We start from the raw sequence: 18941 nt of genomic DNA, 5'->3' as shown, positions 1-18941 counted from the left end.
TATCTGTCGGATACAGGAGATCCAAATTGTGGGAGCGGGCTTGCTCACGAAAGCGGTGGATCAGTTAGCGCTGTAATCGCTGACACGCCGCCTTCGCGGGCAAGCCCGCTCCCACATTTGGAGCAAGACCGGCTTCCAGAAACCGGTCGGCTACCAGGCCGCCGCCGCAACGGATATGCACTCAACAACACCGCGCAACCCCAACGCCAACTCCCGCGCCTGCCCCACACTCAGCACATTGGTAAACCCCATCAACACACCCTGCCCCCGCCCCGCTTCCAGCGCCCAGCGTGACAGTGCCTGAACCGCCAACCCTTCACGATTCGCCGCATCGGCGACAACGCCGTCCGGCACGTCAACCAACAACCGCGCCAACAAATTGATCCCGCCAGCCTGCTCATCCACCCGCAAAAACGCTCCGCAATGCTCGCGCAACGCCGCCACCAACCAGCCCCGCCGTTGCGCATACAAGGTGCGCATGGCCTTGAGGTGCCGGTTGAAATGCCCTTGTTCGAGAAAATCCGCCACCGTCAGTTGCAACAACGGTGTGCTGCGCTGCTGCAATACCCGGGCACTGCGCTCGAAGGTGTCCACCAACGCCTGCGGCACCACCAGATACCCCAGGCGCAATCCGGGAAACAGCATCTTGCTGAAACTGCCGGCACAGATCACCCGATCATCCGTGTCGCTGCTTTTAAGCGCCGCCAATGGCTGGCCCTGATAGCGAAACTCACTGTCGTAGTCGTCTTCGACCACCCAACTGCCCTGCTCGCGCGCCCAGTCCAGCAGGGCCTGGCGACGCGCCGGGCTGAGTGCCACACCCAGTGGGCTCTGGTGTGCCGGGGTGACAATGGCCAGACGCGCATTGCGGTGCCGCTGTCGGCCCTGTTCGACGTCGAGGCCGTCACGATCCACCGGCACCGGCACCAGCTCCACGCCCTTGTGCAGCAACAACTGACGCGCATGCAGGTAGCCCGGGTCTTCGAACCAGCACCGCTGGCCAGCCAGCGCGAGCGCATCGCACAGCAGCATCAGGCACCCCGCATACCCGGCGCACACGAAGACTTGCTGCGGCGTGCACTCGATACCCCGATACAGCGCGAGATAACGGGCAATCGCCACGCGCAGGGCCGGGGCGCCGCACACGTCGCCCATGGTCAGGCTGTCGGCATCGGTGCGACGCACCTGGTGCGTCACCAGCCGCGCCCACAGTTTGCGCGGGAACGCATCCAAAGCCGGCAGGCCCATTTGCAGGGATCGGGCGACGGGCGCGACCGGTGCCGGTACAGGGGACGCGGCAACAGAAGGCAGTGAACCGGCAATCACCGTACCTGCCTGTCCCCGCGCTTCGAAGAAGCCCTCGCTGATCAACAACTGATACGCGGCCTCTACCGTGCCGCGGGCGACTTTGAGCTCCAGCGCGAGGCTGCGTACCGACGGCACCCGATCCCCCGGACCCAGTTGGCCCTGGTCGATGGCGAGGCGAAAGCGGCGGTAGATTTCCTGGTATTTGGGCAACGATGGCATCGCGGACAGGCTCGGCAGGTAGACAGGCCGAAGTCTGCTCATGTCCCAACCCACTTGTCCAATCATGCCCCTGTCAGGCGACAGGAGCGCCCCTGAAAATGGTGCATCCCTTGATCAATAGAAGGACTGCACCATGAAACACCGTCTCGACTACGCCCAGGTGGCTCCCACCGGCTATAAGGCCCTGGGTTCCGTGCACAGTTATATCCACGGTTGCGGCCTGGAAAAGGAACTGATTGACCTGGTGTACCTGCGTGTCTCCCAGCTCAACGGCTGCGCCTACTGCCTGGACGCCCATTCCCGCGACCTGCTGAAACTGGGCACTCGCCCGGAAAAGCTTGCGCTGTTGGCCGCCTGGCACGAAGCACACCCATTGTTTACCCCGCGCGAATGTGCCGCCCTGGCCTGGGCCGAAGTGGTCACCCAGGTCGCGCAAACCCAAGTGCCGGACGCCGACTACGCCAAAGTCGCCGGCGTGTTCAGCGAAAAGGAAGTGGCCGACCTGACCCTCGCCATCGCGTTGATGAACGCCCTGAACCGCGTGGCCATCAGCTTTCGCAAAGTGCCGGCGGCGGTCAAGGCGCACCTGGAGAGCCAGGGTAATGAATGAACAGGTCGAGTTTGTATTGATGGACAGCGACGCCGACTGCATCGCCAGCTTTGCGGTAATGCAACAACTGCGTCCTCACTTGACCGATGCGGCGGCATTCGCTGCACAGGTCCAGCGCCAGCAGCAGAACGGCTACCACCTGCTGTCCGCGCGCGAGCACGGCAAGGTGATCGGCCTGGCCGGCTACCGGCTCACGGAAAACACCTTGTATGGGCGCTATGTCTACGTGGATGACCTGGTGGTCGACGCCGCGCTGCAACGACGTGGCCTGGGTGAGCAACTGCTCGACTGCGTACGCGAGAAAACCCGCGCCCTGGGCTATCGCTACCTGGTGCTGGACACCGGCCTGCATATGGCCCTGGCCCAACGCTTCTATTTTCGCCAAGGCCTGCTGGCGCGGGGCATGCACTTTTCCCAGGACCTGAACCCATGACCCGTGCCCTACTGCTCAGTTTCAGCCCCCACGGCAAGGCGGCGCAGACGTTCAGGCTGGCGCGCGCCCTGCTGCGCACTCAGGTACCGGACGCCGAAGTCACTGAACGCGACTATGGCGGCCAGGCCCTGCCGCCGCTGTCCCGGGAATATGCCAATGCGCTGACTACCCCCGGGGGCCTGAACAGCAGCGCAACGGTGCTGTCGGACCAGTTGATCGAGGAGTTGGAGGCCTGTGACCTGCTGATCCTCTGCACCCCGGTGCACAACCTCACCGTGCCGGCGGCGCTCAAGGCCTGGATCGATCACGTGGTGCGCGCCCAGCGCAGCTTCACGTTCAATGCGCAGTTCCAGAAAGTCGGCCTGCTCGACGATCGGCGCACCTTTGTGCTGGTCAGTTCGGGCAGCGCCCGCAAGACCAATGACCAGGACTTTCTGACCCCGTATGTGACCGCCATCCTGTCTACGGTGGGCATTCGCACGGTGGACTTCGTGTACCTGGGCGCCATGGCGCGGGGTGAAGAGGCGGTCAACCGCGCCGTGGAACAGGCACATCGGCAGCTGTCGGAGGCAATCAGCTCTGGCCTATAAAATTAATGGCGCTAGAATCAGCGCCATTTCTTGCGCCTACCTCCCGACACGAGCCCTCCATGAGTTTTGATTTCGACACGATCCACTCCCGCCTCGGCACCGGCAGCACCAAGTGGAACCGCTACCCGCAAGACGTTTTGCCGATGTGGATCGCCGACATGGACATCGCCGCTCCACCTGCGGTGTTGCAGGCCCTGCACCAGCGCCTGGACCAGCAGATTCTCGGTTACAGCGTGGCCGGCCCGGACGTGCGCGACGCGGTCGTGGCCGACCTGTGGGCCAAGTACGCCTGGCGCGTACAACCTGAAGAGCTGGTGTTTTTGCCGGGTGTCGAGCCCGGTTTCAACATGGCCCTGCATGCATTTGTGCAGCCGGGCCAGCCGGTGGTGCTGCAAACCCCCAACTACCGCCCGATTCGCCTCGCGCCCGGCCACTGGAACCTGCCGCGCATCGAAGTACCCTTCGAGCTCGTCAACGGTGAATACCTGACCCCGCTGCCGGCCCTGCGCCAGGCACTGAGCGGCGCCGGCGCCTTGCTGCTGAGCAACCCGCACAACCCCATGGGCAAGGTCTTCCCCCGCGAAGAACTGCTGGCCGTGGCCAATGCCTGCCTGGCAAGCGGCGCGCTGATCATCTCGGACGAGATTCATGCCGAACTGTGCTTCGACGGCCGCCGTCATATCCCCACCGCCAGCCTGAGCCCGGAAATCGCCCAGCGCACCATCACGCTGATGTCGGCCAGCAAGGCCTACAACGTGGCCGGCCTGAAAACCTGCTTTGCCGTGGTGCAGAACGCCGAGATCCGCGAGCGCTTCAATAACGCCCGCTGCGGCATGGTCGACAGCGTCAGCCCGCTGGGTCTTGAGGCCACACGCGCCGCCTACAGCCAGTGCGGCGAATGGCTGGATGCGCTGGTGCAGTACCTGCAAGCCAATCGCGATTACTTGTTGGACGCCGTGCGAACCCGCTTGCCGGGCGTGGTGATGCACGCGCCACAAGGCACCTACCTGGCCTGGCTGGATTGCAGCGCCCTGGGGCTGGACGACCCGCAGCAGTTTTTCCTGGACCAGGCCAAGGTCGGCCTGAGCGCCGGTATCGAGTTCGGCGATGACAGCCAACAGTTCGTGCGCCTGAATTTCGGCTGCCCCCGGACGATGCTCGAGGAAGGTGTGAAACGCATGGAGCGTGCGCTGCATCACCGTTAAACGGCATTTCACAACTTTTCGCAACGAGCGCAAAACCCCTGCTGTTACTGTCACGCGGGTACCAGTCCCAGCGGCAACAGCAGGAGTTTCCTGGCATGACGACACGCCCACTCGACCGCTCGTCCGAGCCCAACACCCCCCGCACGCCGAGTTCATCGGGTGCCAAGTTTCATGTACTCCTCAAGCAAAGTGCCGATAACAAGAAGGTCGAGTCCCACGACAAGACGCCTTCCGGGCTCGCCTCGAGCAAGAAAGACGGCTACGAGCTGGCGGCCAAGGACGCCACCCCGCCCCCGGCCCTCAGCGATTACAAGGCCATCGGCCCGCCGGATGAAGTGGGCCCGGGGCTGATCCGCTACGAAACCCAGGACGGCAAGAAAGTCATCGTCAGCGAGCAGGACAGCCCGGAGCTGTTCAAGCAGGTCAGCGCCGACTTCAAAGCCCTCGGTGGCGTGGTCGCCAGTGAATCCGCCGGTTACCAGCGTCTGGGCGCCGATGCCAGCGCGCCAGGCAAGCTCGGCGACTACAAGGCGCTGGGCCCGCCCGATGAAACCGGCCCCGGCGTGATCCGCTACGAGACCCAGGACGGCAACAAATTTGTCGTCAGCGAGCGCGACAATCCCGAGGCGTTCGCCAAGGCCAAGGCCGCCTATGAGAGCTTCAGCGGCTTGTCCAGCAGCGAAGCCGCGGGTTACCGGCGTGCCACCGACAACGAAGTGTGGCCCCCGTATGGCGGCACCGCCGTCGGCGCCGAAGACGAAGTGGGCCCGGGGCTGATCCGTTTCGAAAGCAATGGCCAGAAAGTCATCGTGGCGCGCGATGACAACCCCAAGCTGTTCGACTACCTCGCCGGCCTCAACACGGTGTACACCGACCCCGGCAAAAAGGCCGTGATAGAAGGCGAGCTGAACAACGGCGCCGCGCTGGCCGATGCCAACACGCCAGTACCGGGCCTCAACGACTACAAGGGCTTCAGCTGGAACAACGACCAGAAAGACAACATCCTCACCTACGAACTGCATGACGGCACCAAAGTGGTGGTGTCCAAGGACGTGAGCCCCGAGCTGTTCAAGAGCGTCGCCACCGCCAATGACACCTGGGCCAAGATCCACACCAGCGAAGGCGAAGGCTACAAGCTGGCCGGGCCGAATGATTTCCTGAAAAACACCGACATCACCTTTGGTTCGCCCGACGAGCTGGGCGACGGCCTGATCCGCTATGAAACCAGCGAAGGCAAGGTCATCGTCTCCAAGGAGCTGAGCCCGCAGCTCTACGACGACGTCAAGGCCAAATGGGATGCTTTCACCGCCAGCTCCGTGGACGACACGCGCACCAAGCACAACCTGCCCAAGTCCGGTGACCTGGATGTGCTGAACATGGACACCGGTGTGCACGCCGATGAAAAGGACGACAAGTCACCGACCCTGACCGTCAGCGAACTGGCCACCACCCAGTTGATCGACACCTACCGCGAAGGCGTGAAAAACGGCTCGATTCCCAAGGATGACCCACGGGCCAAGCTGGTGCGCGCCCTCGAAGCGCAGGCCGCGTACCAGAACGGCCACGGCATCACCGGCTACGAAGAGGCGCGACGCCCCTTCAACACCACCTGGCGCGAGTTCGACGACAAGCAGACCCAGCTGACCTCCGCCGACATGCACGACATCATCGATGGCAAGGCCGTGCAGAAGCAGATCGGTGAGTTGTTCAACGACCCGACCGTGCAGGCCGACTACAAGGCCAAGATGGACGATGCGCTCAACAAGCTGCCGAACAAGGACGAGATCAAGCAGAAGCTGCTCGACCTGACGTCCAGCCCGGATTACGTGCTGTACCTCAAGGACCTGCAAAGCCAGGGCAAGACCTACGAAGCGCAAAAGGACCTGAGCGACACCCTCACCTCGCTGTCGCTGTTCGATCCGGAAGCGGCGAGCAAGGCGGCACAGAACATCCAGGCCGACGGCCTGACCACCGACCTCAACGCCATCCTGTCGGACCCGAGCAAGATCTCCGACGAGAACAAGGAGCTGGCGACCAAGGACCTGTTCGGCCTGCTCAAGGGCGTGCTCAAGGGCAGCCTGCTCGACCTGCCGCGCCGCACCCAGGAAACCCTGGAAAAATTCCTCAACGAGGGCCTGCAGGGCAAGGAAAAATCCGCAGCGGTCACCAAGGCCCTGGAGGAGTTGGGCGAGGTTTACAAAAACAACGGGGCGATCACCGAGGCCGACCTCAAGACCGCCCTGAGCAAACCGTATATTCCCGTGGCGGATCGCGGCATGCTCGGCGAGGTGTTCCATACCCTCAACAGCAAGGGCATCCTCGGCTCCCTGGGCGCCGGCGTGACCCTGTTCTCGGCGATTTACCAACTGGTGGGCAAAGGCGGCAAGCTGGGTGAAACCCCGGCCCAGCGCATGACCATCGCCAAGGACTTCCTCAGTTTTGCCGGCGGCTCCAGTCACTTCGTGCGCCTGGGCGACAAGATCGGCGAGACCCTGGGCAAAGGCGGCCTGGTGGACTTCCTCGGGCTGGACAAGACACTGCCGGAGATCTGGGGCAAGACCGGTCTGCAGGAGCCGAACTTCGAATTTCGCGTCAACGAGATGCCGCCGGACGTCAAGACCAAGATTTCCGCCGCCCTGGACGCGGTGCCCGACAGCCAGTACGACGGCATTTCCAAGCTGTTCGGCGAGGGCGACAAAGCCGTCACCGAGGCCACCGAAGGTCTGGCCACTCACCTGGATGACGGCCTGGCCGCCGCCGGTGCCGCCAAGCTGGGCGCTTCGAAGTCAGCGAAGATCGCCGGTTCCGTGATCAAGGTATTGGGCCCGGCCACGGACATCGCCGGTGGTTTTGCCGATATCGTGCTGGGGGCGCTGGCGATCAAGGCCGGTGTCGACAGCAAGGACCCGCTGGCGCAAGCCGCAGGCGGCCTGCAAGTGGCCGGTGGTGCGTTTGGCGCGTCCGCCGGTGTGCTGGGCGCTGCGGCGCTGTTTGGTGCGGGCACGGCGGCAGCGTTGACCGGGCCGTTGTTTCTGGTGGGTGTGGTGCTGGCGGTGGTCGGCGGGATCATCGGCTACTTCGTCGATCACAACAAAAAGCAGAAGGCGACCGAGAAGGAAAACGACTGGTACCGCGACCTGGCGAACGACGGCCTGTTGCAGGACAACTGGGCCGACAAGGTCGAGTACGCCCACTACGAAATCCATCACTACGGTGGTCGTGACGCCCCCACCGACGACAGCATCTTCCGCTTCCAGCAATCGGAATGGGAACACTTCGACCAGACGCCGCAAAAAGGCGGCTCGTCGAGCAACCGGCTGGACGGGGGCTTGCACAAGCACTACGAGGACCCGAACAAGCCGCCGAAGAACCTGCCGACCGATGCCCCGCCTGAGCGCCCGCAGCCCCATCCACCGGGAGGTGCGGGCGTGAAAATCGCCTGACCGGTCTACTCGTGGCCATCAGCTGGCTGGCACCTTGGCGAGGTGGCCAGCCAACTGATGAGGGCTATCACGCCGCTGGCAGCGACTCAGGCTTAGCCGTATCCGTCTGGATTTTAAGGCTGCTCACCTGCGGTGTTCGGTCCGCGGAGCCATCTTGACGCGGTGCATTGATCACCATCATCACCCCGTCGTTGGTGATGAACACAGGCCGGGCCTTATCGTCCTTTGCATCACTGGAGAAAGCCCCCTTAAAAAGCAGCGCTCGACTGTTCAGCGGCGTACCGTCACTCACGCCAACCGACAAATCACCCGTACTCGAAACACGCCATCCGGAGACTTGCGCCGCACTGTAGTCGAGTTTGACGACACTGCTGGCTGGGTCGTCGATCACCACCGTCCTGTACCCCTTGTTCACGATGTAGGTGTTGTGCCCGCCTTCTCCCGTGATGCGCGCACCGCCCTGCACATGCACAACGTTCGCGCCATTGCCGGTGAACACCACATCCTTTTCACCGTTGAGCGTGAACAGGTTGTTGTCATCATTGCCCTGGATAAAGCTTTCCCCGCCTTCGACCGTACTCACACTGGAAAACGATTGGAAATGCGCGATTTTCTTCACCCCTTCCGTATTCGATTCCTCGGTTTTGATCGAGATCGTATTCGTCTTGAAGTTAATCACGTGGCCTGCGTATCGAGCGGTTTTATCCTGCCCGTCTTCCTTGTAGGACGTTGTCAATGCACCGGAAAATACCAGAGTGTTACGCCCACCTTGGCCATCGAGTGATGCTTGCCTTGGGCTGGTGCCGTCCTTTTCGGTCGCCGAACCCACTTGCTCGGCCTGCACCAGCGTCTGACGGGCATCGGCGTTAAACACCACCGTATCGTCGGCATCCCCGCCGTTAATGCCCTTTTTGCCGCCGCCCATCAAAAAGTAATTGGGCTTGGACTTGATACCCGTCACCCAATCATCGCCATCGCCCAGATCCCACAGCGTGGCCTTGTGCTCTCCGGGTACACCTTCCACGGCGGCGACAGACTTGCCGTTCCATGAGTTGAACGTACCTGAAATCTGGTCATTCCCGCCCGTGGCTTCAACCTTAGTGACCTGGCCCGGCACACTGATCTGGTTCAACAACCACGTGATGGGCGAATACCAGAGCGCTGGCGTCAGCGGGACGGTACCCGGCACCTGCTTGGCCTCGACATCTGTTGCGCCGATCACCACCCGCTCAAACTGTTCTTTGCCCGGCCCCTCCAGAAATTTTTGATAGCGGTCCCTGTTCTGCTGCTCGTGTTCGCTGCTGTATTTCTTTTCCAGGTAGGGCTTCATCACATCGAATCCTGGCTCAAAACCCAGGAATGATTTAACGCCCGTGACGAATTTCTGCCCTCCTGTCAGCGGTGTGTATTGATCGATGTCCTCTACGGTACGCACGGCCGTGTAGATCATCTGCGCAGTCATCAAGCCCCCTGCCACAATCAGCCCCGCCGGCCCTGCAGCACTGGCACCCGCCAGAAACGCGGTCCCCAGGACGATCGATGTCGTAGCATTGGCAATCGAAAATGCACCGTTGACGTAATGGTCTTGAGCCTGTTTCCCGGTGCTTTCACCTGCATCTTTAAAGGACTTGACGGCCTGGTAGATGTCAAAGGGAACACTGATGACCAGGCCGGCCCCACCCCCGACCTTTCCTATCATCTTGCCGACGCTGGACGCTTTGAAGCCAAGTACCGAAGGCCCCACCTTGCTGGCGGTATGTTGCGCCACCTTGTTCAGGCCAGCTTCAACCCCCATCCCGACATAATCGGATGCCACCGCCCCAAGGCCGATGACACCTCCTGTTGTATCGCCTTTCTGAAGGCTCTCGATAGAACTGCGCAACCCTTGATAAGTGCTGAAAGCCTGGAATCCGAGCCCGGCGGTATTCGTTTTTGCCCCAGGAGCGCCAGTCGCTGACGGAGAAAAAAAATCAGCGGGCACTGGTTTTCCGCTACGCAACAGATCACGTACTGCCGAGGATCGCTGTGATGTTTCAGCGACAAACGTCTGAAGGGTGTCGGGAACGAGCCCGCCATCGCTGCGAGTCATCAAAGGGGGGGAGGCAGGACTGCGATTGGCCGCCAGTTCGCTGACAATGTTTGCCATGCGTGCAGCGTCTTCAGGCGGAGCCGATTGCAGGTATGCCAGGAATCGGTTGTAGTCGATCTGTACGTTACTGGTTGTATGTCCCTGCGAATCAGGGGCCATTGCACTTTCTACTGGCTTGCCGCCAACCTGTACCCCCATCTGGTAGAGCTCGGCGCGGCTGACGTCTATCTCGCCAACGCGGATTGGCGGTTGGCTGGCGTCCTGGGCTTGCAGGCGTTTGAATTCGGCGTCGCCCTCTCTGGAGAATGTATTGCGTCCTTGGGGTGCGGCGGGCGCTGACTTATCTGTGTCTGGCGACAACAGGTTTTTGAGCGCGTCGCGGGTATTGCTGTGCAAACGCACCCCATAGAGACGCGCGGTGTAGGCACCCTCTGCCACTTGGCGTGGATTGGAGTGCGAACTGACGGGCGCGCCATCCACCAACTTCAGAAACCCACCGGAATCGCCGTTGTAATAGCCCAACATGCCGAGTTTTCCGGCCAGCAGCGCCGCTTGTTTTGCGGTGGTAGGAGCGTCGCCGTTGCGTTGAGCCTGGCGACCCACTTGATCCGCGACAGTGCCGCCTTTGGCCGCAGGAGGGGTGAAGAAATCGTCACCCACGATCAAGAGAGGTGGTTGCCGGAAAAACAACTGCGTGTCCGGTCGACTACCGGGTTTGGCAATGATGACACTAATGGTTGAACCCAGTGACTTCAGCACGCCGGGATCACCTTGCTGAAGCTTGAGCAACGCTGCGGTTATTGCATCGGTTACACGCTGCGACTTGTCAGGCCCCATACTGGAATCGCGAGCCATATTGAACTCGATGCCCTGAATAACAGCGCGTCCAGATTGCTTGTACTTCCCCAGTTTATCGATTACCAGATGAGCCCGATTTTGCTCCATTCGCTCAAACGCATAGGGGTAATCAACCGGTGCGCGAGCCTCATTGATTGCAACAGTCAACTGCTGCTCCAGTTCAATCATACGAGGTAAAAGCGCGCTGCCTCGATGGTGGTGCATAAAATGCCTTACAGCGGCTACCGCATCTACCGCTTTATGAAACTGCGACATGCCCTGGGTGCCATGCACTTGTTTTAACTCATAGGAAACCCTGTTGTAGTCGGTCATCTCGGCAGAGGATGGCCCTGCTCCTTGTACCGTCAGACTTTCCGCCGTTGGCACACGTGAAACATTGATGATATTGAGAGTATCCAGCCCACTGAGGGGAGCGTTGTACATGTACTTTATATCGTTTGACGCACCAGAAATGGCGGGCAGGTGATCACGATTAAATACACTTATTAGGTACAGAGACTTTCCATGACTGTGATACTCCGTGTGCAAAAAATCTTTTAGTTTGGGATGTGTAAATAGCGTTTTCAGTCCATTTTTAAAACTCTCTTCAGAAGAAAACGTTATGAATCCAACGTTCGGATCAGCGAAATAGTAAGTGCGTTGTCCTTTGGCATCCACAATGACACCTGCTGTCACTCGGTGATTGTGGGTGTCGATCAAGAGTGTCTTGGAGGTGGGGGAATCAATCAGTTCCGGGGCGATGGTGGCAAAAGGCAGTAATTTTGCGGTCTTTGGGTCGTGCGCATGGTCATCCCCAACGCTGGCCTGTAGCCGAGCCAGCTTATCGAAAAACGCCTGGGACTCAGGCGCATCTGGATCCGCAAGCGCCTGATAGATATTCCCCAAAAAGATATGCTCTTTTCCCTCGGCAACCGCCAGTGACAGTAAATGCGATATTCCTGCACATTGCCCTCCAGACAACTGGTTGATGACTCCCAGATAGAATCCTTGGGGCATCGGCGTTACTTTTACGCCATCAACCGTCATTATTTCCGTAAACATCTTGACATCTTTAAGTCTATTATTGCCTAGGCGCTTTTCAATCATAAACTTCAGAGCCCCTATCTGCTCCGGACTGAACGACGGGTCCAGGCTGAGCCGCATAAGTTGAATATTGCTCATGTCCTTGAAATAACCCGGCAACACAACAGCAAAAGGATTGTTGTAGCCGTTCATGAACGAGTCATAGTCGAGCCCCGACTTAGCCTGGCTGACCTTGCTGATAAAATGCGCAGGCACGGCGTGGTCCGGTATAAAAACAGGGGGCGAAGCGGGCGGCACGTCGGCAGCATCGGGGAGCTGCCTGCGCGCACGCGTATGAGTGGCATCCCCCGTGTGATCACTGGGGGAAACAAGGGGAATGTGCTGCGAGCCGGTTATCGAGGAGAGTAAGTGCATAAGTGTCCCAACTATAGATATATAACCTTGCCCTCCCTGCAACATGAGTCCTTGGCCTGAACATACAAAATGGCAAAGGGTCTCAATGTAAGGATTATCTGAATAATGCTATCCACAAAACACCGAATAAGTTCCCAGTGAATTTGTTATCAAGCATTGCGCTTGTAAGTATGAAGCAGAAGGTAATGACGTTGGATAAGAACAACGGGAAACCGGCTGACCGGCTCCCTGTTCAGATACCTACAACTTGGCGATGGACACCTCAGTGGACTTCACAAAGGCAATCACTTCACTGCCCACTTTCAGTTCCAGGTCTCTCACCGAGCGCGTGGTAATGACCGAGGTCACGATGCCGGACGCGGTTTGCACGTCGATTTCAGACACCACCTCCCCCAGCAGGATTTCCTTGATTACGCCCTTGAACTGGTTGCGCACGTTGATCGCTTTGATGGTCATGTCGGCTTTCCTTTTGGCTGTTGGGTCAATCCGCACGAATGCGCAGGCCCTCAAAATGCGCCAACGCAGAAGACAATAAAAGGAATATATAACTCTTTATTTATTCGAATAAGTTATTTAAGCACTGTTTGCCTGCCAACAGTGGATCAACACTCTGCCCTGTTCCATTACAGCACCAACCGCGTCAAACCCCGCAAATGCGCCTCCGGGCGAGCTGGCACAGAGACTGCATATTCCTATAAAGCATGATGGAACATGCCGATTCAGTTTTCTGAATATAAGAAAAACCTTCTCTCAACGCCTTGTTCGCTTATGTAGCCCGGAGCTGTTCCATGACCCCCTTCACCACACGTTTACTCGGCGCGTGCGCCCTCGTACTGTGCCTTCACCCCCAAGCATTTGCCGCAGAAACCGACCCCGCGCAAGTCAACCTGGATTACGCCTACTACTCGCCGGTGAGCCTGGTGCTCAAGCACTTCGGCTGGCTGGAGCAGGCACTGCCGCAGAGCAAAGTCGGCTGGGTGCTGAGCCAGGGCAGCAACCGCTCGCTGGAGTACCTCAATAGCGGTGGCGTGGACTTCGCCTCGTCGGCCAGCCTGTCAGCGGTGTTGAGCCGCGCCAATGGCAGCCCGATCAAATCGGTGTACGTCTACAGCCGCGCCGAATGGACCGCGCTGGTGGTGCGCAAGGACTCGCCATTCAAGAGCGTCACCGACCTCAAGGGCAAGAAAATCGCCGCCACCAAGGGCACCGATCCGTACCTGTTCACCCTGCGCAGCCTGCAAAAAGCCGGGCTAAAAAAGGACGACGTGGAACTGGTGCACCTGCAACACCCGGACGGCCGCACCGCGCTGGAAAAAGGCGACGTGGACGCCTGGGCCGGTCTGGATCCGCACATGGCTGCCAGTGAAATCCAGGCCGGTTCGCGTCTGCTCTACCGCAACAAGGATTTCAACAGCTACGGCGTGGTCAGCGTCACCGAGAAGTTCGCCAAGGAGCACCCGCAGACCATCACCAAAGTGCTTGGCGCCTACGAAAAGGCCCGCGATTGGGCGGTGAAGCACCCGGACGAATTCGCCAAGCTGCTGGCTGACGAGTCCGGCTTGCCCCTGGAAGTGGCCAAGCTGCAACTCTCGCGCACCGACTTGAGCACGCCGTTCCTCAGCAGCAAGGATGTGGTGTCGTCCAAGGCGGCTGCACCGATCCTGGTGTCTGAAGAGCTGGTGCGCAAAGGCGTGAATGTAGATCAGGTGATCGACCAGTTGATCGATACCTCGTTCGGCCATTGAGGAGCGCGTGATGAGCAGCAAGACCCACGTACTGCCCGTGACGGCGCCGGTGCTGATCACCCGCAGCGCCTGGCCCCGACGGCTCAAGGGCCTGGTGTTGCCGGTGTTGATTCTGTTGGTGCTCGAAGTGGTGGTACGGCTGGGCTGGCTGCCGTCCTACCAGATGCCGGCCCCCAGCGAGATTGCCGTGACGCTCGGCGATCTCGCCGAAGGCGCGTTGTGGAAGCACATCAGCGCCAGCCTGTTGCGGGTGCTGCTCGGCTTTGTCATCGGCGCCAGCCTGGCCCTGGTCTTCGCGGCCTGGGTCGGCCTGAGCCGCGAGGCCGAGGCCTATCTGGAGCCGACGTTCGCCGGGCTGCGCTCGATCCCGAGCCTGGCCTGGGTACCGTTGTTGCTGCTGTGGCTGGGTATCGATGAAACCTCGAAGGTGGTGCTGATCGCAATTGGCGCCTTCTTCCCGGTGTACCTCAACGGCGTGTCGGCGATACGCGATATCGACCGCAAGTTGGTGGAGGTCGGGCAAATGTATGGTTTCCGTCGGCGGCGCCTGGTGCGGCGCATTCTATTGCCCGCCGCCCTGCCCGGCCTGTTTACCGGCTTGCGCAGCGGCTTGAGCCTGGCGTGGATGTTTCTGGTGGCTGCCGAGCTGATCGCGGCCACCAAGGGGCTGGGGTATTTGCTCAGCGATGGGCGAGAAACCTCACGGCCGGATATCGTGCTGGCGGCCATTATCGTGCTGGCGTTGCTCGGCAAGATCAGCGATGGGTTGCTTGCGGCGCTGGAAAAACGCTGCCTGGCCTGGCGTGACACCTTCAACGGCCAAGGAGCAGACCAATGAGCAGCCAGCCTTTGTTGACGATCCACGTTCAACGCAAAAGCTTCGCCAGCACCACCGTGCTCAAGGAAGTGCGCCTGGCTTTGCAACCTCGGGAGGCCGTCAGCCTGCTGGGCCCCAGCGGCTGTGGCAAGAGCACACTGCTGCGGATCATCGCCGGCCTGGATACGGATTATCAGGGCGAACTCAACAGCAAAGGCGCAGACGTAGCCTTTGTGTTCCAGGAACCCCGGCTGATGCCCTGGCTTACGGTGGAACAGAACATCGGCTTCATCGATGACGACCACTATGACAAAGCCTGGGTCACACAATTGATCGAGGAAGTCGGCCTCACGGGGTTCGCCCAGGCACTGCCCAAAGCGTTGTCCGGCGGCATGGCGCAACGGGTGGCCATCGCTCGTGGCCTGTATTCCAGGCCCCAGGTGTTGCTGCTGGATGAGCCGTTCAGCGCGGTGGATGCCTTCACCCGCATGAAACTGCAGGACCTGCTACTGCAACTGGCTGCGCACCACGCCATCGCGTTGTTGCTGGTCACCCACGACGTGGACGAGGCGCTGTACCTGAGTGATCGGGTGCTGGTAATGGACAACCGGCCGAGCAGCATTCGCCAGGAACTGGCGGTGGACCTGCCGCACCCGCGTGACCGGCGTGATCCGTTGCTGGCCAGCCTCAAGGCGCTGTCCTTGACTGAGCTGCAACGCGCCCATGTGATCTGACCTTGGCATTCTAGCCTGCCGCAGTGGCCTTGTTGGGGCTGCTGCGCAGCCCGGCGCGGGCGGTAATGCAGGGCCAGGATCAGGCGAACGATTGACGCAGTGTGAGGGTGACCCAATAGCGCGTGCGAGCGTGCAGTTCCAGGTCCAGCGTCTGGACCAGCAGGTCGAGGATTCGGTCTGTGTTTTCCAGACGGAAACTGCCCGTGACCCGCAGCGTTTCCAGGCTCGGGTCCCAGCGCAATACACCCGGGCGATAGCGTTCCAGCTCGCGCAGAAAATCGCCCAGCGCCTGGTTTTGCGCGGTCAGCACGCCTTCGCGCCAGTCGAGTTGCAGCACATCGAACGGCATCCTTGCGCCGACCCCGTCGGCCTTGAGCAACGCTTGCTGGCCACTCTGCAGCAGCGACAACTGCCCCTTGAGATCACGCACTTGCACCGAGCCCTTGAACACCGACATCCGGCACCCGGCCTCCAGCTGGCGCACACACACTTCGGCCTGGCCGACGCGCAACTCTCCATAGCGCGTCTGAATGCTCATCGCCGTCGCCTCCGGCACGCTCAACGCCAGTTCACCGTCCACCAGGCTGATGCGCCGCTGCGCGAGGTCCACGTCCACTGCCGTCGCAGTATTGAGTTGCAAGCTGCCGCCGTCCGCCAATGGCAAGCGTTTGCGCTCGCCGGTTGCGGTGTGCAGGTCGGCCCGCCAGGCTTCGATGGGCAACTGTCGGCTGATCAGCCAGGCGGTCGGCACCAGCGCAGCCATGCCCAGGGCGCGCTTGAGCAACGCCCGCCGCCCCGGTTGCGGGCGATCAAGGCTGGCCATCGCCAGGGCCTGGGGCAAATCGTTGAAACGCTGGCGCAGGGACTGGGCATTCTGCCATGTCTGTTCATGCTGGGGATGGCTGTCGCGCCACTGCTGCAAGTTGGCGTGATCACGCTCGGTGGCCGCACCGGACTCCAACAGTGCCAGCCATTGCGCGGCAGCGCGGGCGACATCGCGGTTCACAGGTCCACCAGCAGGCAGTGTTCGTAAGCCTGGGCCATATAGCGTTTTACCGTACGTTCGGACACCCCAAGCCGCTCGGCAATCTCGCGGTACCCCACCCCCTCCAGCTGGCTCCACAGAAACGCGCGACGCACCAGCGCCGGCAAACCGTCGAGCAATTCATCCAGGGCGTGCAGGGTTTCCAGGACCAGCCAGCGCTGTTCGGGAGATGGCACGCAGGCATCGGGCAGGTTCGCCAGGGCCTTCAGGTAGGCCTGCTCCAAGCTGCGCCGTTGGTGGAAGTTGATCAGCAGGCGCTTGCCCACCGTGACCAGATACGCACGAGGTTCCTGCAAGTGCGCAATCGGCTGCGCGCTGGCCAATACCCGCACAAAGGTGTCCTGGCTCAGGTCTGCCGCATCCCAGGCGTTGCCCAGGCGCCGCCGCAGCCAGCTTTCCAGCCAGCTGCGGTGGTCGCGATACAGATTCGTCAGGGTGAGTTCGGGGGCCTGCGTAGGCGCAACAGCATCATTCATGGCAACCAACCTGCGCGGCGCGACTGAGTCTCAAATGAGATTGAATTCTATTTAATATCGCCGCAACACACCACGATCTTTTAACCATTGCGTTTAAACGGATATCTCCGCATCGAACACTTGGCCACGCCCTACCACGCTGGCAGGTGCCAACACTGCTCCAGGCGCCAACACGCCATTGGCACCGACCCGGCACTGATCGCCGAGCAACGCGCCAAACTTGTCGCACCCGGTACGCTGCAAGTGCCCGTCGACGCGTACCAATATTTCCTTGTCCGAACGCTCGTTGCGGTAGTTGGCGACGATGCTGCCGGCTTCCAGGTTGATCCCATGGCCCAGCACCGAATCGCCAACGAAATTGAAATGCGCCAGCTTGCTGCCGCTGAACACGAATGAAGTTTTCAACTCCGCCCCGGGACCGATAATGCAGTGCTCGTCCAGCCAGCAGCCACCACGCAACAAGGTGCCGCTGGCGATAAAGCAGTGGGCGCCAATGATCAACGGCGGCTTGAGCAAAGCGCCCTGCTCCACCGTAGCGGTACGGTGAACGGCAATTTCATCGTGGATGACGTATTCGTCAGCGGGTAGCCGCGAGAGCATTTGACGAACGATCACCGGCGCCTGGGTGACCAGTGCCCAAGGTGTCAGGTCTGCCCAGGGCGCCAATGGCGACTGGGAAAAGTCGGCGATGTAATCGGTGAGCCGGATCAACGTGAAACCCTCTAACAGTCAGAGAAGCTCGGAAACCTAACACCCCACCCACTGACCGTCGAGCGGCGTCGCCTGACGTGCCCATGGGCCGTGACAAACGGAACTTTACAATTTGTCTTTATGTGGATATTTTATCCAAACAAAGACTACAGGGCTCCCGTGCCCGGGTACATTTCCAGAGGTCCGTCTTATGCAACTGTCCACTTATCACGACGTCGTCGCCGCCGCCCAACGCCTGGAAGGCTTTGCCCATCGCACCCCGGTTTTCACCTCTCGCACCCTGGATGCCGAGACCGGCGCCCAGGTATTCATCAAGTGCGAGAACCTGCAACGCACCGGCTCGTTCAAATTTCGCGGTGCGTTCAATGCCCTGTCGCGTTTTGACGAACAGCAGCGCAAGGCCGGGGTGGTAGCGTTTTCTTCCGGCAACCATGCCCAAGGCATTGCCCTGGCGGCGCGCTTGCTGCAAATGCCGGCGACCATCGTGATGCCTACCGATGCGCCAGCGGCCAAGGTCGCGGCCACCCGGGAATACGGCGCCAGCGTGGTGTTCTACGACCGCATCACGGAGGACCGCGAGCAGATCGGCCGCACCCTGGCGCAAGAGCACGGCATGACGCTGATTCCGTCCTACGACCACCCTGACGTCCTCGCCGGCCAAGGCACCGCCGCCAAGGAGCTGCTGGAATTCACCGGCCCGCTGGACGCGTTGTTCGTCGGCCTGGGCGGCGGTGGCATGCTCTCGGGCACGGCATTGTCGACCCGTGCCCTGGCACCGGACTGCCAACTGTTCGGCGTCGAACCCGAGGCCGGCAACGACGGTCAGCGCTCGTTTCGCAGCGGCAGCATCGTGCATATCGACACCCCGGCAACCATCGCCGACGGCGCGCAGACCCAGCACCTGGGCAACCACACCTTCCCGATCATTCGTGACCAGGTGAACGACATACTCACGGTGTCCGACGCACAACTGGTGGACGGCATGCGCTTCTTCATGCAGCGCATGAAGATGGTGGTGGAGCCCACCGGCTGCCTGGGCCTGGCCGCGCTGCGTAACGCCAACGGCCAGTTCAAGGGCCAGCGCGTGGGCATCATCGTGACCGGCGGCAACGTCGATATCGAGAAATACGCGAGCCTGCTACAGGGCTGACCCGCGCGCCACACACACTTTAATCACGGTCGAAAAGCGCCCGCCGAGGCGCTGACGGCGACGCTTTGCCT

The 18941-nt window shown here is 60.8% G+C and carries 15 protein-coding genes; 9 read left to right on the top strand and 6 right to left on the bottom strand.

Annotated elements, in window-relative coordinates; genetic code table 11:
- Positions 1 to 150: 150 nt before the first annotated feature.
- Entirely contained in the window at positions 151 to 1527 is a 1377-nt protein-coding gene (gene pdxR, locus ACW9IN_RS20380; RefSeq protein WP_457367588.1) for a MocR-like pyridoxine biosynthesis transcription factor PdxR, read from the bottom strand.
- Positions 1528 to 1660: 133 nt separating this feature from the next.
- On the opposite strand from pdxR, the gene ACW9IN_RS20375 reads away from it, so the two are divergent.
- From ACW9IN_RS20375 to ACW9IN_RS20355, 5 genes are all read left to right on the top strand, one after another.
- A complete protein-coding gene (locus ACW9IN_RS20375) occupies positions 1661 to 2137 on the top strand; it encodes a carboxymuconolactone decarboxylase family protein (protein ID WP_457367563.1) in 477 nt (158 codons plus the stop codon).
- On the top strand, positions 2130 to 2570 hold the full coding sequence (locus ACW9IN_RS20370; protein WP_457367562.1) for an N-acetyltransferase family protein: 441 nt from the start codon (positions 2130 to 2132) through the stop codon (positions 2568 to 2570). The genes ACW9IN_RS20375 and ACW9IN_RS20370 overlap by 8 nt, the downstream gene beginning before the upstream one ends.
- Positions 2567 to 3160, top strand: coding sequence for an FMN-dependent NADH-azoreductase (locus tag ACW9IN_RS20365; RefSeq protein WP_457367561.1), 594 nt, complete (start codon positions 2567 to 2569; stop codon positions 3158 to 3160). Before ACW9IN_RS20370 ends, ACW9IN_RS20365 begins: the two co-directional genes overlap by 4 nt.
- 59 nt (positions 3161 to 3219) lie before the next feature.
- Positions 3220 to 4365 (top strand): MalY/PatB family protein, encoded by a 1146-nt coding sequence (locus ACW9IN_RS20360; RefSeq protein ID WP_457367560.1) that lies wholly within the window; start codon positions 3220 to 3222, stop codon positions 4363 to 4365.
- 95 nt (positions 4366 to 4460) lie between these two features.
- Positions 4461 to 7808, top strand: a complete 3348-nt coding sequence (locus ACW9IN_RS20355; protein WP_457367559.1) for a hypothetical protein — start codon at positions 4461 to 4463, stop codon at positions 7806 to 7808.
- 67 nt (positions 7809 to 7875) lie between these two features.
- Here ACW9IN_RS20355 and ACW9IN_RS20350 read toward each other — a convergent pair whose 3' ends face one another.
- Together ACW9IN_RS20350 and ACW9IN_RS20345 are read right to left on the bottom strand one after the other, a co-directional pair.
- Entirely contained in the window at positions 7876 to 12192 is a 4317-nt protein-coding gene (locus ACW9IN_RS20350; RefSeq protein ID WP_457367558.1) for a hypothetical protein, read from the bottom strand.
- 240 nt (positions 12193 to 12432) lie between these two features.
- Positions 12433 to 12648: a TOBE domain-containing protein gene (locus ACW9IN_RS20345; RefSeq protein ID WP_003173733.1), complete on the bottom strand. Its 216-nt coding sequence runs from the start codon at positions 12646 to 12648 to the stop codon at positions 12433 to 12435.
- 332 nt (positions 12649 to 12980) lie between these two features.
- Between ACW9IN_RS20345 and ACW9IN_RS20340 the strand changes: the two genes are divergently transcribed.
- The 3 genes from ACW9IN_RS20340 to ACW9IN_RS20330 are packed head-to-tail and all read left to right on the top strand — an operon-like array spanning position 12981 to position 15488.
- Positions 12981 to 13937: an aliphatic sulfonate ABC transporter substrate-binding protein gene (locus ACW9IN_RS20340; RefSeq protein ID WP_457367557.1), complete on the top strand. Its 957-nt coding sequence runs from the start codon at positions 12981 to 12983 to the stop codon at positions 13935 to 13937.
- A 10-nt stretch (positions 13938 to 13947) separates the two neighbouring features.
- Entirely contained in the window at positions 13948 to 14775 is an 828-nt protein-coding gene (locus ACW9IN_RS20335; RefSeq protein ID WP_457367556.1) for an ABC transporter permease, read from the top strand.
- The gene (locus tag ACW9IN_RS20330) at positions 14772 to 15488 is read left to right on the top strand and encodes an ABC transporter ATP-binding protein (RefSeq protein ID WP_457367555.1); all 717 of its coding nucleotides are present in this window, start codon (positions 14772 to 14774) and stop codon (positions 15486 to 15488) included. Before ACW9IN_RS20335 ends, ACW9IN_RS20330 begins: the two co-directional genes overlap by 4 nt.
- Positions 15489 to 15567: 79 nt before the next feature.
- Here ACW9IN_RS20330 and ACW9IN_RS20325 read toward each other — a convergent pair whose 3' ends face one another.
- The 3 genes from ACW9IN_RS20325 to ACW9IN_RS20315 form a co-directional block, all read right to left on the bottom strand.
- Positions 15568 to 16494 (bottom strand): FecR domain-containing protein, encoded by a 927-nt coding sequence (locus tag ACW9IN_RS20325; protein WP_457367554.1) that lies wholly within the window; start codon positions 16492 to 16494, stop codon positions 15568 to 15570.
- Positions 16491 to 17009: a sigma-70 family RNA polymerase sigma factor gene (locus ACW9IN_RS20320; protein WP_457367553.1), complete on the bottom strand. Its 519-nt coding sequence runs from the start codon at positions 17007 to 17009 to the stop codon at positions 16491 to 16493. The genes ACW9IN_RS20325 and ACW9IN_RS20320 overlap by 4 nt, the downstream gene beginning before the upstream one ends.
- Positions 17010 to 17102: 93 nt before the next feature.
- On the bottom strand, positions 17103 to 17720 hold the full coding sequence (locus ACW9IN_RS20315; RefSeq protein ID WP_457367552.1) for an LpxA family transferase: 618 nt from the start codon (positions 17718 to 17720) through the stop codon (positions 17103 to 17105).
- A gap of 190 nt (positions 17721 to 17910) precedes the next feature.
- Between ACW9IN_RS20315 and ACW9IN_RS20310 the strand changes: the two genes are divergently transcribed.
- Positions 17911 to 18870: a threo-3-hydroxy-L-aspartate ammonia-lyase gene (locus tag ACW9IN_RS20310; RefSeq protein ID WP_457367551.1), complete on the top strand. Its 960-nt coding sequence runs from the start codon at positions 17911 to 17913 to the stop codon at positions 18868 to 18870.
- The last annotated feature ends 71 nt before the right edge of the window (positions 18871 to 18941 follow it).

Source organism: Pseudomonas sp. SDO5271_S396 (genome assembly GCF_054071795.1).
The sequence above is the reverse complement of the archived record's forward strand: the minus strand, read 5'-3'. Positions and strand labels throughout refer to the sequence as shown.

Excerpts from the sequence above, each read along its gene's own strand:
- ACW9IN_RS20350 (WP_457367558.1), bottom strand. The coding sequence starts at position 12,192 with ATGCACTTACTCTCCTCGATAACCGGCTCGCAGCACATTCCCCTTGTT.
- ACW9IN_RS20335 (WP_457367556.1), top strand. The coding sequence starts at position 13,948 with ATGAGCAGCAAGACCCACGTACTGCCCGTGACGGCGCCGGTGCTGATC.
- ACW9IN_RS20340 (WP_457367557.1), top strand. The coding sequence starts at position 12,981 with ATGACCCCCTTCACCACACGTTTACTCGGCGCGTGCGCCCTCGTACTG.
- ACW9IN_RS20310 (WP_457367551.1), top strand. The coding sequence starts at position 17,911 with ATGCAACTGTCCACTTATCACGACGTCGTCGCCGCCGCCCAACGCCTG.
- ACW9IN_RS20365 (WP_457367561.1), top strand. The coding sequence starts at position 2,567 with ATGACCCGTGCCCTACTGCTCAGTTTCAGCCCCCACGGCAAGGCGGCG.
- ACW9IN_RS20370 (WP_457367562.1), top strand. The coding sequence starts at position 2,130 with ATGAATGAACAGGTCGAGTTTGTATTGATGGACAGCGACGCCGACTGC.
- ACW9IN_RS20330 (WP_457367555.1), top strand. The coding sequence starts at position 14,772 with ATGAGCAGCCAGCCTTTGTTGACGATCCACGTTCAACGCAAAAGCTTC.
- ACW9IN_RS20375 (WP_457367563.1), top strand. The coding sequence starts at position 1,661 with ATGAAACACCGTCTCGACTACGCCCAGGTGGCTCCCACCGGCTATAAG.
- ACW9IN_RS20360 (WP_457367560.1), top strand. The coding sequence starts at position 3,220 with ATGAGTTTTGATTTCGACACGATCCACTCCCGCCTCGGCACCGGCAGC.
- ACW9IN_RS20355 (WP_457367559.1), top strand. The coding sequence starts at position 4,461 with ATGACGACACGCCCACTCGACCGCTCGTCCGAGCCCAACACCCCCCGC.
- ACW9IN_RS20320 (WP_457367553.1), bottom strand. The coding sequence starts at position 17,009 with ATGAATGATGCTGTTGCGCCTACGCAGGCCCCCGAACTCACCCTGACG.
- ACW9IN_RS20345 (WP_003173733.1), bottom strand. The coding sequence starts at position 12,648 with ATGACCATCAAAGCGATCAACGTGCGCAACCAGTTCAAGGGCGTAATC.
- pdxR (WP_457367588.1), bottom strand. The coding sequence starts at position 1,527 with ATGCCATCGTTGCCCAAATACCAGGAAATCTACCGCCGCTTTCGCCTC.